Consider the following 14,634-nt stretch of genomic DNA (forward strand, 5'->3'; position numbering starts at 1 on the left):
CGCGGGCCACGACAGTATGTACGGCGTGCAGAGCCTGATCGCGGCCGACGAGGGCCGCTTCCATGTCGTGGGTACCGACGCCGCCACCGGTGAGCCGGTGGAGCGGTGGATCGCGGACGGGCGGTACGTCGACGGCCCGGTGCGCGACGCGGTGGAGCTGACCGGTTGGACGCTGCCCGGGTTCGTGGATGCGCACTGCCATGTCGGGTATTCCGGCGGCGGGGTGCCGACGGACCTGGACGGCGCGGTCGAGCAGGCACGGGTGAACCTGGCCGCCGGGGTGCTGGCGATCCGGGACTGCGGGTCGCCGATCGACACCCGGCCGTTGGTCGGCCGGGAGGACCTGCCGGTGCTGGTGCGGGCCGGCCGGCACATCGCCCGGCCGAAGCGGTACATCCGCGACCTCGGGGTGGACGTCGAGCCGGACGAGCTGGTCGCCGAGGTGCGCCGGCAGCTCGAGTACGGCGACGGCTGGATCAAGATCGTGGGGGACTGGATCGACCGGACCGTCGGCGACCTGGCTCCGCTCTGGCCGGCGGACGTGATCGCCGAGGCCATCGCGGTCGCGCACGCGGGCGGCGCCCGGGTGACCACCCACGTCTTCGGCGAGGACGGCGTGGCCGCCATGGTCGAGGCCGGGGTGGACTGCGTCGAGCACGGCACCGGGCTGACCGACCCGGTGATCGACGAGATGGCCCGGCGCGGTGTGCGGCTGGTGCCGACAATGATCAACATCGAGAACTTCCCGTCCTTCGCGGACGCGGCCACCCGCTTCCCCGTGTACGCGGCGCACATGCGGGACCTGTACGCCCGCCGGTTCGACACCTTCGCCAAGGCCGCCGAGGCCGGAGTGGTGCTGCACGCCGGCACCGACGCCGGTGGCTTCATCGAGCACGGCCGGATCGTCGACGAGGTGCAGGCGCTGGCCGGGCTCGGGTCGGGTCACCGACGCACCCTGGCGAACACCTCGCACGCCGCGCGGGAGTGGCTGCGGGTGCCCGGGTCCGATCCCGGTGACCCGGCCGACCTGGTGGTCTTCGACAGCGACCCGGCCGCCGACCTCGACGAGCTGCGCCGGCCGGCCGCTGTGCTCCGTTCCGGGCGCATCCGGGCCGGGCTGCGCAGCGCGCACGGGCACTCGCACGGTCCCGGGCACACGCACTCCCACGGCCCATCCGGGGAGCACAGCCACGGGCATCAGCACGCCCCTGACCACACGCACGACCATCCGCACCCGCACTGATCTGCGCGTGTCGGCGCGTTTGGGTCCTGACCAGCACATCTGGCAGAATGGTCCGGTCACGGCTGCGTTCCGGCCCCTCTCTCCGGGTCGCGGTCGCCATCTGGCGCGCCCGGCCCCGCACCCCACGCGGATCCGGGCAGCCGCACCTGATGGTCCGACCCGGACACATCGATCAACCAAGGAGTAGTTCTCACCCGTGGCTGTCAAGATCAAGCTCGCCCGCTTCGGCAAGATCCGCGAGCCGTTCTACCGCGTCGTCGTCGCCGACTCCCGCACCCGCCGCAGCGGCCGGGCCATCGAGTCGATCGGCAAGTACCACCCGAAGGCCGAGCCGAGCCTCATCGAGATCGACTCGGAGCGCGCGCAGTACTGGCTGGGTGTCGGCGCGCAGCCGACCGAGTCCGTCCTGGGCCTGCTCAAGGTCACCGGTGACTGGCAGAAGTTCAAGGGCCTGCCGGGCGCCGAGGGCACCCTGAAGCCGCAGCCGGTCGCCGTCGACAAGAAGGCCCGCTACGAGGCCGCGCTGGCCTCCATCGGTGCCGACACCTCGGCCTCCGCCACCACCCCGAAGAAGAAGGCCGCCAAGGCCGCCGACAGCGACGCCGCGTCGGCTGACGAGACCGCCGCCGAATGAGCGAGCTCGCCGAGGCGCTGGAGCACCTGGTCCGCGGGATCGTCGAGCACTCCGACGACGTCCGCGTGGACCTGACCACCGGCCGGCGGGGGCGCACCCTGCAGGTCCGGGTGCACCCGGACGACCTGGGCAAGGTCATCGGCCGGGGCGGTCGCACCGCGACCGCGCTGCGGACCGTGGTGAACGCCGTCGGCGGCCGGGGCATCCGGGTCGACGTCGTCGACACCGATCGCTGATCCAGCGACAGGGATGACCGGACAGGTCCAGGTCGGCCGGATCGGCCGCGCACACGGCATCCGTGGCGCGGTCACCGTGGCGCCGACCACCGATGATCCGGACCTGCGTTTCGCCGCCGGGTCGGTGCTGAGCACCGACCCGGCGGAGCGCGGTCCGCTGACCGTCGCCCGCCGGCAGTGGTCCGGACAGGTCCTGGTGATCACCTTCGAGGGCATCGAGGACCGCACCACCGCCGAGACCCTGCGCGGCACCTCGCTGCTGCTCGCCGTCGACGAGCTGCCCGAGCCCGCCGACGAGAACGACTTCTACGACCACCAGTTGGTCGGCCTCGCCGTCGTGCACACCGACGGCACCCCGCTCGGCACCGTCGCCGACGTCCTGCACCCGCCGGCCGCACCGGTCCTTTCGGTGACCCGGCCCGACGGCACCGAGGAACTCGTCCCCTTCGTCACCGCCGTGGTGCCCCAGGTCGACCTCGCCGGCGGCCGCATCGTCGTGTCCCCGCCCGACGGCATGTTCGCCTGAGCCGGGCGATCGGAGCGAAACCCCGGTGAAGTTCAGCGTTGTCACCATCTTCCCCGAATACCTCGAGCCGTTGCGGCAGTCGCTGCTGGGCCGGGCGATCGAGGACGGCCTGCTCTCGGTCGAGGTGCACGACCTGCGGGAGCAGGCGTTCGACCGGCACCGCACCGTCGACGACTCGCCCTACGGCGGCGGCGCCGGCATGGTGATGAAACCCGACGTGTGGGGCCGTGCCCTGGACGCCTGGGCGCCGCCCGGATCGACCCTCGTCGTGCCCACCCCGGCCGGCCGCCCGTTCACCCAGGACGTCGCCGCCGAGCTCGCCGGTGCGGAGCACCTGGTGTTCGCCTGCGGGCGGTACGAGGGCATCGACCAGCGGGTGGTGCAGGAGGCCTCGACGCGGCTGCCGGTGCACGAGTTGTCCATCGGTGACTACGTTCTCGCCGGCGGAGAGGCCGCCGTCCTGGTGATGGTGGAGGCCGTCGCCCGACTGTTGCCGGGCGTGCTCGGCAACCCGATGTCGGCCGTCACCGACTCCTTCGGCACCGGGTCGCCAGGCCTGCTGGAGTACCCGAGCTACACCCGGCCGGCCGAGTACCGCGGGCTGCCGGTGCCGCCGGTGCTGCTGTCCGGCAACCACGCCGCGGTGGACCGGTGGCGCCGCGACGAGTCGCTGCGGCGCACCGCCCGGCACCGTCCGGACCTGATCGCCGCGCTGGACCCGTCGTCGTTGGACGAACGGGACCGGGCTGTGCTGGCCGAGGCCGACGCAGGTGCCGGTGCAGGGGATGCTGCTGCCGGTGCTGGTGGGGATCAGGCAGACCCCATCGGCTGATTTCACTCCGGCGCCGCGTTCTGGCAGACTGGAGCGGTTGCGCTGACGCGACCGACCTGCCCTGACCCCGATTCCCGGGGCCAGTAGGACCACCGGGTCGCTCCACCACCCCGCCGGGGTCGTGCGATCACCACGAGATGCTCGACGCAGTACACCAGTGAGGAACTGACATGAACACCCTGGACGCCCTGGACTCCGCTTCCCTGCGGGACGACGTCCCCGACTTCCGCCCCGGTGACACCGTCAAGGTGCACGTGAAGGTCATCGAGGGCTCCCGCTCCCGTGTGCAGGTCTTCGCCGGCCACGTCATCCGCCGTCAGGGCGGTGGCATCCGCGAGACCTTCACCGTCCGCAAGGTGAGCTTCGGCGTCGGCGTCGAGCGGACCTTCCCGGTCCACTCCCCGAACCTGGACAAGATCGAGCTGGTCACCCGCGGCGACGTCCGCCGGGCCAAGCTCTACTACCTGCGCGAGCTGCGCGGCAAGGCCGCCAAGATCAAGGAGAAGCGCTGATCGCAGGCCGGTTCTCCGGCCCCGCTTCCCAGCACTGCTGCCGCACGGCCGCCGTCCCCGACACCCGGGGCGGCGGCCGTTCGCGTCTCCCGGGTGTGCCGCCCGGTGATGGACTCGCTCCGGCCGTGGCGCCCGTGCACCCGGACATGACAGTGGAAGCCCTACCCTGATCCCTGATGAACCAGCCCGATCACCCCGCACCCGACGACGCCGCCGGGACCGGCCGCACCGATGCGCCGGACACCGACCGTCCGCACGACGACTGGCTGGTGAAGTCCGACCCGGATACCGCACTCGACCGCCGCGGTGACGTCCCGGTGACCGCCGCCGCAACGGATGCGGACGGCCCCGCGCCGGACGCCCCCGACGACGACCACGCGGCGGCGGTGGGGAAGTGGCGCTCGCAGTCGGACAAGCGGAACAAGCGCGGGAAGCGACCGTTCTGGATCGAGCTGCCGATCCTGATCCTGGTCGCGTTCGTGCTGACCTTCCTGATCCAGACGTTCATCGCGAAGGTCTACTACGTGCCCAGCGGCTCGATGGAGAAGACGCTGCACGGTGTCACCTCCGGCGGTGACCGGATCCTGGTCAGCAAGATCGTCTACGACTTCAGGGACCCGCACCAGGGCGACGTCGTGGTCTTCAAGGGACCGGACACCTGGGCGCCCGAGCTGGTCGGCACCTCCGGTGCGACCACCTGGTACGGCAAGATCTTCGAGTCGCTCGGTTCCGTGGTCGGCATCGCCCCGCCGGACGAGAAGGACTTCGTGAAGCGGGTGATCGCGGTCGGCGGGCAGACCGTGCAGTGCTGCGACGACCAGGGGAACGTGCAGGTCGACGGACGGTCGCTGACCGAGCCCTACCTGTACGAGCCGCTGCCGTTCACCCCGGGCGACTCCTCCAACGACTGCAGCGTCTCGCCGGACGGGCTCTCCTACACCTCGCGCCGCTGCTTCGGGCCGTTCACCGTGCCGGAGGGCCAGCTGTGGGTGATGGGCGACCACCGGTCGGCCTCCGCGGACAGCTCGGTCTACTGCTGGGGCCGGACCGCCGAGGGCATGCAGCAGTACCAGGAGACCAACGTCGACGGCAGCTCCTGTGCCCGGCCGATCCCGGTCGACAACGTCATCGGCAAGGCCATCTTCATCGTGATGCCGCCGAGCCGGTGGCAGACCATCGGTGACCCGGAGATCGACCCGGGCGGGCAGGCCGGATCGGTGCCGGCCTCGGCGGTGCCGATCACCGGCGGTCTGCTGCTCACCGCCGGACTGCGCGGCGGGCTGGCGATGACCCCGCGGCGACGCCGCCTGCGCAAGGCCAGACGGGCCTCCCGGCGGGCGGCCCGGAGCAGCCCGTGACCCGGGCCGCCGTGCGTACCGCAGGACCACGAGCCGGGAAGGCCCCGGTCAAGCAGTTGCACCGCCCGCACCTGCGCTTCGAGAAGGAACTGCTGCGCGGCGGGCTGCTGCGGCTCGCGGCGATGGACGAGGTGGGTCGGGGTGCGCTGGCCGGGCCGGTCAGTGTGGGCGTCGTCGTGGTGACCGAACGGATCGGCCGGGTGCCCACCGGGCTGCGCGACTCCAAGCTGCTGACCGCGGCCGCGCGGCAGTCCCTCGCGCCGGTGGTGCGCCGCTGGGTCGGCGAGTGGGCCGTGGGGCACGCGAGCCCGGACGAGATCGACGCCGTCGGCATCATCGCGGCCCTGCGCCTGGCCGGACGCCGTGCGCTGCACCAGTTGTCCGGACCCGTGGACGCGGTGCTGCTGGACGGCAACCACGACTACCTCACCGAACCGGACCCCGGCCTGTTCCCCGAGGACAGCCTGGTCCCGGCCGCCTACGCCGGTCTCGCCGAGGGACTCGCGGTACCGCCGGCCCTCGTCCGCACCCGGATCAAGGCGGACCTCACCTGCGCCGGGGTGGCCGGGGCCAGCGTGCTGGCCAAGACCACCCGGGACGCGATGCTGGTCTCGCTGGCCGACACGCACCCGGAGTACCAGTTCGAGGTCAACAAGGGCTACGGCACGTCCGAGCACGTGGCCGCACTGCGCCGGGTCGGGCCGAGCGTGGTGCACCGGCGCAGCTGGAACCTGCCGGTGGCCGGCGCCGGGCCGGATCCCGACGGGGCGGGTGGGGTGATGGATCCGGACGCGCTCGTCGATGCCTTCGACGAGGCCGACGGTGCGCAATGATGGACGGAGCAGTCGGACAGGAGGAGCGGCATGAGCGCTGAGGATCTCGAGCAGTACGAAACCGAGATGGAACTGCAGCTCTACCGCGAGTACCGGGACATCGTCACGCAGTTCTCGTACGTGGTGGAGACGGAGCGGAGGTTCTACCTCTGCAACGCGGTGGATGTGCAGATCCGGAACAGCGACGGGGACCTGTACTTCGAGGTGCGGATGTCGGATGCGTGGGTCTGGGACATGTACCGGCCGGCCAGGTTCGTCAAGAACGTCCGGGTGATCACCTTCAAGGACGTGAACGTGGAGGAGCTGGACAAGCCGGATCTGCGGCTGCCCGAGGTCTGAGGCCGGGCCGCGACTCGCTCACTGCCGGGCCGGGACCGTAGCTGCTCGTCCGGGTCTCACCCTGAGCGAGAGGGTCACGGCGAGGACGCCGAGGGCGGTGGTCAGCACGAAGTTCGGGACGAACGCGGTGCCGCCGGCGGTCAGCAGCGCCGACAACATGCCGGTGACGGCGAGGGCCATCGCGGAGCCCAGCGAGTCGGCGATCGACAGTGCGGCGCTGTTGAAACCCTGGTTGCCCGGGGTCGACCCGGACAGGGTGAGCACGGTCAGCCGCGCGTAGGCCAGGCCCATCCCGGCACCGGACGCGGCCCAGGCCAGGATCAACAGCACGGCCCAGCCGTGGGCGGCGGCGGTCGCCAGCACCCCGGCGACCCCGATCAGCACCAGCGCGGCGCCCCAGCGGACAGCAGTCGCATCCGGCAGCCGTTCGCCCAGCCGGCCCTGCAGCTGCGAGGTCAACGCCCAGGCCAGGCCGGCCGCGGTGAGCGCCAGCCCGGCCGTGCCGGCGGCGAAGCCGTAGTCGCTGACCAGCAGGTAGGGCAGGTAGACCTCGGTGCCGAAGAACGTCGCAGAGATCGCGCCCCGGGTCAGCACCACCGCGGGCAGGCCGCGGGCGGCGCGCAGGGTGCCGCGGGGGAGCAGCGGCCGCACGGCCAGCACCGTGACGGCGGCCGCGACGATCGCCCCGATCACGATCCAGGTCCGGGACGGCAACCGACCCGAGAGATCCAGTGCCAGCACGCCGATCGCCCCGAGCAGCGCCCAGGCCAGCCGGGACCAGGGGAATTCCGTCGATTCCTGCGTTTCCGGGGCGGGCATGTCGATGGTCTGCCGCCGCAGGTCACGCAGCGCCGGGGCGAGCGCAAGACCGGCCGGCACCACCAGCAGCACCACGCCGAGGAACACCCAGCGCCAACCGGCGGCGTGCTCGATCAGGCCGGCCAGTGCAGGTCCGACCAGTGCGGGCAGCACCCAGGCGGCGGAGAACGCGGCGAAGATCTTCGGGTGCAGCGGCGGCGGGTAGACCCGGGCGACCAGCACGTAGAGGGCGACCGTGGTGCCGCCCGCGCCGAGGCCCTGGATCAGCCGGCCGACGACCAGCACCGGCATGGTCGGCGCGAGACCGGCGACGAGTAGCCCCACGACGAAGAACAGCACAGCCGCGACCAGCGGCGCCGCCGGTCCGCGGCGGTCCGCCAGCGCACCGGCGGTGACCATGCCGATGACACCCGCTGCCAGGGGACCGGCGAAGGCCAGCGCATACAGCGTGCCGCCCTGCAGGTCCTCGCTGACGGCCGGCATGACGGTGGTGACGGCGAGCGCCTCGAAGGCCGCCAGGAAGACCAGGGCGAAGGAGCCCAGCGTCGGCCGGAGCAACGGACCGCGCCAGATCCGGGTGGGTGTGTCCCCTGTCCCGTCCGTCGTCGTCGCCGGACCGCTCGCACTCACCTGACGAGGCTAGTCCGGCGGCGGGTGTGCTCAGACCGCTCCCGGGCGCGGGTGCCGCGAAGGCTCCGGCCGGCAGGGTCATGGGGACTGCCGTCGCGGGTCCGGCCGCCGTGGTCGGCGGTCCGGCACGCCGGTGCTACGACGCGGTGTGGGCGAGGATGCTCTCCGCCGTGTCGACGATCGAGTCGGCGACCGGGCGTGGGCGCCATCCGAGCAACCGCTGTGCCTTGGCGCTGGTGGAGTCGAGGTTCAGGCCGAGTTGCGGTCGCAGCGCCCGCAGCTGCGGGTTGATCACGCCGAGCGCCTTCGCCAGGAAAACCGGCAGCTCGCGCGTCGGAGCCTTGGCGGCCCGGTCGCCGAGGCGCTCACGCAGGACGCGCGCGATCTCCACCATCCGGAGGCTGCGGCCGGAGGTGGCGATGAAGCGTTCGCCGGCCGCCGCCGGGTCGGTCATGGCGCGCAGGTGCAGGTCGGCGACGTCACGGACGTCGACCCAGCCGGTGCCGAACGGTGGGCACACCGGCAGGGCTCCGGCGAGCATGCCGCGGATGGTGCGCAGCGAGGGCGGGTCGTCGTTGCCGAGCATCGGTCCGAGGACGGCGGTCGGGTTGATCGCGACGAGTTCGAGTCCGCGGCCCTCGGACCGGACGAATTCCCAGGCGGCGCGCTCGGCAAGGGTTTTCGACTTCTGGTACGGCGGGACAGCGGTGACATGGCGGCCTGACGGCCGCGGGACGCTCGGCTGTGACGGGATCGGGACATCGGACCAGTCGTCCTCGGTGAACGGCTCCGTCTGCGGTGGGTGGCCGTAGACGACCGCCCCGGAGGCGCTGGTCAGCACGACCCGCCGGACGCCGTGGTCACGCGCCGCGCGGAGCACCCGCAGGACACCGTCGCGGGCGGTCGCGATCATCTCGTCCTCGGACAGATCGGTGGTCCGCAGCGTGGGTGAGGCGACGTGCAGCACGGCATCGCAGCCGGACACCGCCTCGGCCCAGCCGGCATCGTCGCCCAGGTCGGCCAGGACGATCGTGAGCCGCTCGTCGTCGAAGGACGCGGCGGCGTGCAACTGCGCCCTGAGCCGGTTTCCCTTCGCCGGGTCGCGAACGGTGGTGCGCACGTGGTGGCCGGAATCGAGGGCGGCCAGGACGCACCAGCCGCCGATGAAGCCGGAGCCGCCGGTGACCAGGACAGTGGTGGGGGTCATCGCCGGGCTCCGTCGACGGCGCCGCCGGGGTTGATGTTCGGCACGATTGCTCCCTAAGGTAGGTGGAGAGGTCTCCACTACCGTAACGGAGAGGTCTCCACTTCGCTAGAGGGAGGTTGTCCGTGGTCCGGTCCGACGCGCTGCAGAACCGTGCGCGCATCCTCGCGGCGGCCCGGGAGGCCTTCGCGGAGGGCGGTGGGGCGTCGATGAACCAGGTCGCGCAGCGGGCCGGTGTCGGGCCGGGGACGCTCTACCGCAACTTCCCGACCCGGGAGGCGCTGGCCCTGGCGGTCTACCAGGACGAGGTGGAGCGGATCATCGGCGCCGTGCCCGGGCTGCTGGCCGGCGCGACGCCACTGGAGGCGCTGCGGATCTGGACCACCGACCTGGTGGAGGCGATGCGGCAGAAGCACGGGCTCGGGGATGCGCTCAGCCCCGGTGCGCATCAGGCGATCACCGAGCGGACCTACGGACCGGTTGTCGCCTCCATCGCGGCGTTTCTGGATGCGGGCAAGGCCGACGGCAGCATCAGGACCGACGCCGATCCGGGCGATTTCCTGCAGCTCACCGGCGCGCTCTGGCGGGCGGCGCCGGGCCCGGGGGACCGGTCGCCGCGGATGCTCGCGCTGATCCTGGACGGGCTGCGGGCGTCAGGCTGAGGCCGAGAACCTTGCTGCCGTTGCGGGTGTCGTCTCGGAGCGGTGTGGCGGCGCGGCTCGATTCTTGAGGTCGAGTCCTCCGGCCGCTGCCCCGGACACCGCGGCACCCCGCCGCGTGGTTGCGACGGGGTGCCGGGTGGGTGCTGCGGCTGGTGTCAGCAGACCAGGTGCAGCACGGTCGGGGCGTCGACCAGGGTCAGCAGTCCACCGAGGCCGAGCGCGCCGACCTTCACCTCGATGGTGTTGACGTCCGTGACGACGGCTTCGGCGGTGGAACCGAGGATCCCGCCGAGCGGGCTGGACGAGACGGCGGTGGGCACGCAGTTCGTGACGTCGATGCCCGTGTCCACCAGGTAGGTGCCGGTCGACGGGTGCAGGACGTTCTCGATGCCGGCGCTGCCGTTGAGCACGTTGCCGAGCGAGTCCAGCGACAGGGTGATCGGTGCGGCGTAGTAGCCGGTGACGTCGATGACGACGCCGGTCGGGCCGGCGTAGTTCTTCATCTTGAAGGCGGGGGAGCCGCCCGGGACGATCGGGATGACGGCGTGGTTGTCGCCGCTCTCGTTGGCGTTGTAGGACAGCAGGGTCGCGTTCGGCTCGGTGCTGTCGGCGGCCCAGGCCCGGATGTAGCCCTTGCCGGTGGCGCCGACGGAGCTGATGTTCGCGGTGATCGACGAGGCGGTGACCGGGATGTCGCAGCCGCCGGCCTTGCCGCCCTGTGCCTGGAAGCCGGTGGTGCCGCTGGCCACGAAGCTGCGGGTCTCCTTGCTGACGAAAAGGCCTCCCTGGACGCGGGTGTCGACGATGCGGCAGGGCGTGATCGCCACGAACGACGCCTGCTGCAGTTCGACCAGCGGATCCGGGGCCGCGGCGGTGCGGGCCGGCCCGGAAGCGGAGGCGCTGACCATGCCGAAGGCCATCACGCCGGCCACGACGGCGGTCACGCCGGTAAAACGAAGCCACTTGTTCATTGCTGACCCCTTGGTCGGCCCCTGCGGGGCCGGTCCGGACCGGCGGGTGGCCGGTCTGCTGTTGTGAGAGCACGACCGTAGATCGACGCAGTGTGACGGGAAAGGCACTCTGAGTAAGTCCAGTCCGAAGCAGATCGCCGATCACCGGGCGTCGTGGCGGCGAGACACTATCGAGATCAACCGGTTTCGGCGGCGCAGTGCACGGACGGACGAACCGGTGACGGCCACCTGTAGAGCGGCCCGGTGCGGGCTGTCAAGCAGCCGGGTCGGCGGTGGGGTGCCCCTGAAGTGTTCCGTGGCAGACCCTGTCGGAAGACTTCGGTCGGATGACCCTGGCGTGCAGCGGATGTCGGCCGCATCGGGGTGGCCCCCACGGCCTGCCGATGTGGCCCTCTCGGGTGATCGGTGGTCCGGCTCCCATCCGCGGAGGGTGACGTACCGGATGATTCAGGAGACCGGCGTCACAGATGTCGCCGGCCGCGAGGGGACAGGGTGTCGGGCATGAGCGGTGTGCAGGGGAGCTCGCGGGCGTCGACGGGGATCACGGCGACCCGGCGGGGGAACCGGATGGGACTCGGCGAGGTCGACATCGCCGCCTGGTGACGGATCACGGTCTGTCGGGTACCCCTGGTCGTGTTGACGGCCTGCCCAGCCGGGGATTAGGGCGCCGATGACGGACGCGCCGGAGTGGTTGGGGCGGAGTCGAGGATCCGTGCCGCCTGTGCGACTCCGGCGCCGGTGGCGGGGCAGGGGTGTGCTCTCGATAGATTCGGGCGATGAGCGACGACGCACCCCGGATCATCACCTTCGGCGGGATCACCCCGGCCATCTCCGACTCCGCCTGGATCGCGCCGGGCGCGACGGTGATCGGCCGGGTGACCGTGGGCGATCGGGCGGGAGTGCTCTTCGGCGCGGTGGTGCGGGCGGACCGGGAGTCGATCGACATCGGACCGGACTGCAACCTGCAGGACGGGGTCGTGGTGCACGCCGACCCGGGGTTCCCGGCCCGGCTGGGCCGCGGCGTCAGCGTCGGCCACCGCGCCGTGCTGCACGGTTGCACCGTCGACGACCGCGCACTGATCGGGATGGGCGCGGTGGTGCTCAACGGGGCGCACATCGGCGCCGGGGCCATGGTGGCCGCCGGGGCCGTGGTGCTGGAGGGTACGGAGATCCCGCCCGGCAGCCTGGCCGCCGGTGTGCCCGCCAAGGTGCGCCGCGAGCTCACCGAGGCCGAGCAGGCAGGGGTCGCGCAGACCGCCGAGCGCTACGTGGAGCTGGTCGCCGAGTACGCGGCGGATCAGCGCGCGGGGCGCAGCGGGAGCGTCGAGCGGTAGCTGCCGAACACGGTCGTCATGTTGCCGGCCTTGTCGGTCGCGGTCGCCCAGATCTGGGTGGTGCGGCCGAACGTCCGGGTCTGCAGGGAACACTTCGCGAGGCCGGACAGGCCATCGCTCGCCGCGCAACGGAGCACCGGAACGCTGGTCACCGATCGTGTCCCGGCCGGCAGTCCGGCGATGGACACCTTCGGTGCCACCGTGTCGAGATTGATGGCCGGTGAGGTGACCTCGGCGGAACCACCGTCGGTGGCGACGATCTCGCGGGTCGTCGTGCGCTTCGCGCCGCTCACGGTGAACCGGACGGGCGGCGGGCAGGCCGAGGCCAGCGGTGCGGAGCCGGTGCTGCACACGAAGGCGACCGTGACAGGGGAGCGGTACCAGCCGTGCACCGTCGGCGCTGCCGAGGTGGCCGGACGCGCGACGATGGACGGGTCGACCCGGGTGACCTCGGTCGTGGAGGAGGCATGGGTGCTGACGCCGCCGTAGGTCGCGGTCACCGTCGGGCTGCCTCCGGTGGGCATCCGGTGCACGACCGTCGCGGTCCCGGCGACCACCGGTGAGCTGCCGACGTTCCGGCCGTCGACGCTGAACCGGACAGTGCCGTCGGTGATCGGTGCGCCGGACTGCTGGTCCTTGACCGTCGCAGTGAGAGCGGTCGGGGTGATCGTGACGGTGGTGCGGGTCGCGCTCTCCGGCTCGACCTGTGGGGTCTCGCCGGTTCCGGTGTCCTCGGGCTCCTGGGTCGGGCTGTCGTCAGGGACGGAGCTGTTGGTCGGGACCTCGGTGGAACCCGTGTCGGCGGAACCCGTGTCGGCGGAACCCGTGTCAGCGGCGCCCGGCTCGGTGGAACCGGTGTCGGTGGAGCCCTGCTCGTCCGGGAGATCAATGACCGGGGCGTCGTCGACCGGCTGCTTCGCCGGCGCCTCACCCTTCGGGTCGACGGATTCGGCCGGAGTCTCGTCAGTGGGCTTCTCGTCGGTCGGCTGCTCGGTCGGGACCTCGGCCTCGGGGTCGGTGGTGTCGGCCGGGGTTTCCTCGGTGGGCTTCTCGTCGGTCGGCTGCTCGGTCGGGACCTCGGCCTCGGGGTCGGTGGTGTCGGCCGGGGTTTCCTCGGTGGGCTTCTCGTCGGTCGGCTGCCCGGTCGGGGTCCCGGCTGTGGGATCCGTGGTGTCGGCCGGGGTTTCCTCGGTGGGCTTCTCGTCCGTCGGCTCTTCGGCGGGCTTCTCGTCGGTGACCGGCGTGCCGAGTACGACGGTGGTGTCGCCGCCCGCGGCGATCTTCAGCACGCGCTGCTTCGCCAACGACTCCGGGACCACGACCGGGTTGTCCTTGCGGTCGTTGCCCCAGGCGATGACCGTGCCGTCCCCGGTGAATGCGACGGCGTGGGTATCGCCGATGGCGACAGAAGTGACCTGCTGCTTGCCGAGTTCCTCCGGCAGACGCAGCACGGGTGAGTCGGGACCCTGCAGGACAAGCGTCCCGTCGGACGTGATCGCGGCGGCGACCGTCGGGCCGGCTGCGATGGAGGTGACGGTGGTCTTCCCGAGAACCTCCGGCAGCGCGGCGATCTCCTTGCCGCCGTCACCCCACATGGTCACCCGACCGTCATCGGTGAGGGCCATGCTGAACGAACGGCCCGCGGCGATGGCGACGACCGTCCGGTCCTGCAGGGACTTCGGCACCTCCGTCTCGCCGGTGGTGTCCTCACCCCAGGCCAGGACCTGACCCGCGTCGGTCAGTGCCAGGAAGTGGTGCTCGCCGGCTGCGATCGCGGTGATGCCGACCTTCTCCGGCACCTCGACCATGGTCGGCTCGACGGGCTTGCCGGAGGTGCTGCCCCAGAACGCGAGTCGAGCACCGCGGGTCAGCGCCAGGCTCATGCCGCCGCCGGCCGCGATCGCGGTGACGCCGACCTCCTGGATCTCGCGCGGCACATCGGTCTGGCCGAGAGTGTTGTCGCCCCAGGCAATGACGGTCCCCTCGGCGGTCAGGGCGAGCAGGTGCGCGGCGCCGGCCGCGACAGAGGTGACCGTGGCGCCGCGGAGCGACTCGGGGGTGTCGATGGTGTCGGTACTCCAGGCGGTGACGACGGAGCGACCGCTCGAGGTGTCGGTCACCTCGCGACCTGCCGCGTCGTCCTTCGCGGTCCCGGCACCCATCCGTTTACGGCTGCGCAGCGGCTGGTCCGACTGCCCTTCCGTGCCCGGATCGGTGGCCTTCTCCCCGTCGGACTCCGTCACGGCCGCAGCAGCCTTCTCGTCGTCGGTCGTGCTCGCACCAGCCGGGACCGCCAGGGCCAGACCGGCGATCACCAGCACGGACAGCAGCACGGTGCCCCGGCCGGTCGTCCGGTGTCCTGCGGTGCGGTGCTTCATGTGGGCCTCCGGTGCAAGAGGTGTCGGTGAGTACCGACGTCTGGCTTGAACGTAATGCCGATGGGCTATTCACACAGGACCACATTCGGGTCATCCAGTGTCCCTTTCGTGTAGATTGCTTCG

The 14,634-nt window shown here is 71.9% G+C and carries 15 protein-coding genes; 11 read left to right on the forward strand and 4 right to left on the reverse strand.

All coding sequences use genetic code 11. The annotated features are described in order from the left end of the window. The first annotated feature begins 34 nt into the window (after positions 1–34). The 9 genes from GIS00_RS22285 to GIS00_RS22325 all read left to right on the forward strand — a co-directional run bounded on the left by GIS00_RS22285 (position 35) and on the right by GIS00_RS22325 (position 6,513). Positions 35–1,243: an amidohydrolase family protein gene (locus GIS00_RS22285; RefSeq protein WP_230314024.1), complete on the forward strand. Its 1,209-nt coding sequence runs from the start codon at positions 35–37 to the stop codon at positions 1,241–1,243. 196 nt (positions 1,244–1,439) lie between these two features. Beyond that, positions 1,440–1,877, forward strand: a complete 438-nt coding sequence (rpsP, locus tag GIS00_RS22290) for a 30S ribosomal protein S16 (RefSeq protein ID WP_322098304.1) — start codon at positions 1,440–1,442, stop codon at positions 1,875–1,877. Continuing rightward, entirely contained in the window at positions 1,874–2,113 is a 240-nt protein-coding gene (locus GIS00_RS22295; RefSeq protein WP_154770681.1) for an RNA-binding protein, read from the forward strand. Before rpsP ends, GIS00_RS22295 begins: the two co-directional genes overlap by 4 nt. Before the next feature lie 13 nt (positions 2,114–2,126). Continuing rightward, the gene (rimM, locus tag GIS00_RS22300) at positions 2,127–2,639 is read left to right on the forward strand and encodes a ribosome maturation factor RimM (RefSeq protein WP_154770682.1); all 513 of its coding nucleotides are present in this window, start codon (positions 2,127–2,129) and stop codon (positions 2,637–2,639) included. A 25-nt stretch (positions 2,640–2,664) separates the two neighbouring features. Continuing rightward, a complete protein-coding gene (gene trmD, locus GIS00_RS22305) occupies positions 2,665–3,471 on the forward strand; it encodes a tRNA (guanosine(37)-N1)-methyltransferase TrmD (protein ID WP_322098305.1) in 807 nt (268 codons plus the stop codon). 170 nt (positions 3,472–3,641) lie between these two features. Continuing rightward, positions 3,642–3,983 (forward strand): 50S ribosomal protein L19, encoded by a 342-nt coding sequence (gene rplS / locus GIS00_RS22310; RefSeq protein ID WP_154770683.1) that lies wholly within the window; start codon positions 3,642–3,644, stop codon positions 3,981–3,983. Positions 3,984–4,369: 386 nt separating this feature from the next. After that, positions 4,370–5,341, forward strand: coding sequence for a signal peptidase I (lepB, locus tag GIS00_RS22315; protein ID WP_407666912.1), 972 nt, complete (start codon positions 4,370–4,372; stop codon positions 5,339–5,341). Next, a complete protein-coding gene (locus tag GIS00_RS22320; protein ID WP_322098306.1) occupies positions 5,338–6,174 on the forward strand; it encodes a ribonuclease HII in 837 nt (278 codons plus the stop codon). Before lepB ends, GIS00_RS22320 begins: the two co-directional genes overlap by 4 nt. A gap of 30 nt (positions 6,175–6,204) precedes the next feature. After that, positions 6,205–6,513: a DUF2469 domain-containing protein gene (locus tag GIS00_RS22325; protein ID WP_154770685.1), complete on the forward strand. Its 309-nt coding sequence runs from the start codon at positions 6,205–6,207 to the stop codon at positions 6,511–6,513. 18 nt (positions 6,514–6,531) lie between these two features. Here the strand turns inward: GIS00_RS22325 and GIS00_RS22330 are convergent, their stop codons facing one another. Next, positions 6,532–7,962, reverse strand: a complete 1,431-nt coding sequence (locus tag GIS00_RS22330) for an MFS transporter (protein ID WP_322098307.1) — start codon at positions 7,960–7,962, stop codon at positions 6,532–6,534. 136 nt (positions 7,963–8,098) lie between these two features. Further along, positions 8,099–9,169 carry an SDR family oxidoreductase gene (locus GIS00_RS22335; RefSeq protein ID WP_154770686.1) on the reverse strand — a complete coding sequence of 357 codons (1,071 nt, stop codon included), beginning with the start codon at positions 9,167–9,169 and terminating at the stop codon, positions 8,099–8,101. A 122-nt stretch (positions 9,170–9,291) separates the two neighbouring features. Between GIS00_RS22335 and GIS00_RS22340 the strand changes: the two genes are divergently transcribed. Further along, positions 9,292–9,828 (forward strand): TetR/AcrR family transcriptional regulator, encoded by a 537-nt coding sequence (locus tag GIS00_RS22340; protein ID WP_322098308.1) that lies wholly within the window; start codon positions 9,292–9,294, stop codon positions 9,826–9,828. A gap of 155 nt (positions 9,829–9,983) precedes the next feature. Here GIS00_RS22340 and GIS00_RS22345 read toward each other — a convergent pair whose 3' ends face one another. Beyond that, entirely contained in the window at positions 9,984–10,772 is a 789-nt protein-coding gene (locus GIS00_RS22345; RefSeq protein WP_154770688.1) for a hypothetical protein, read from the reverse strand. Between the two features lie 803 nt (positions 10,773–11,575). On the opposite strand from GIS00_RS22345, the gene GIS00_RS22350 reads away from it, so the two are divergent. Next, on the forward strand, positions 11,576–12,133 hold the full coding sequence (locus GIS00_RS22350; protein ID WP_154770689.1) for a gamma carbonic anhydrase family protein: 558 nt from the start codon (positions 11,576–11,578) through the stop codon (positions 12,131–12,133). Here the strand turns inward: GIS00_RS22350 and GIS00_RS22355 are convergent. Next, positions 12,097–14,511: an Ig-like domain repeat protein gene (locus GIS00_RS22355; protein WP_154770690.1), complete on the reverse strand. Its 2,415-nt coding sequence runs from the start codon at positions 14,509–14,511 to the stop codon at positions 12,097–12,099. The genes GIS00_RS22350 and GIS00_RS22355 overlap by 37 nt on opposite strands. Positions 14,512–14,634 lie beyond the last annotated feature (123 nt).

The sequence above is a fragment of the Nakamurella alba genome, from assembly GCF_009707545.1.
Taxonomy (GTDB): Bacteria; Actinomycetota; Actinomycetes; order Mycobacteriales; family Nakamurellaceae; genus Nakamurella; species Nakamurella alba.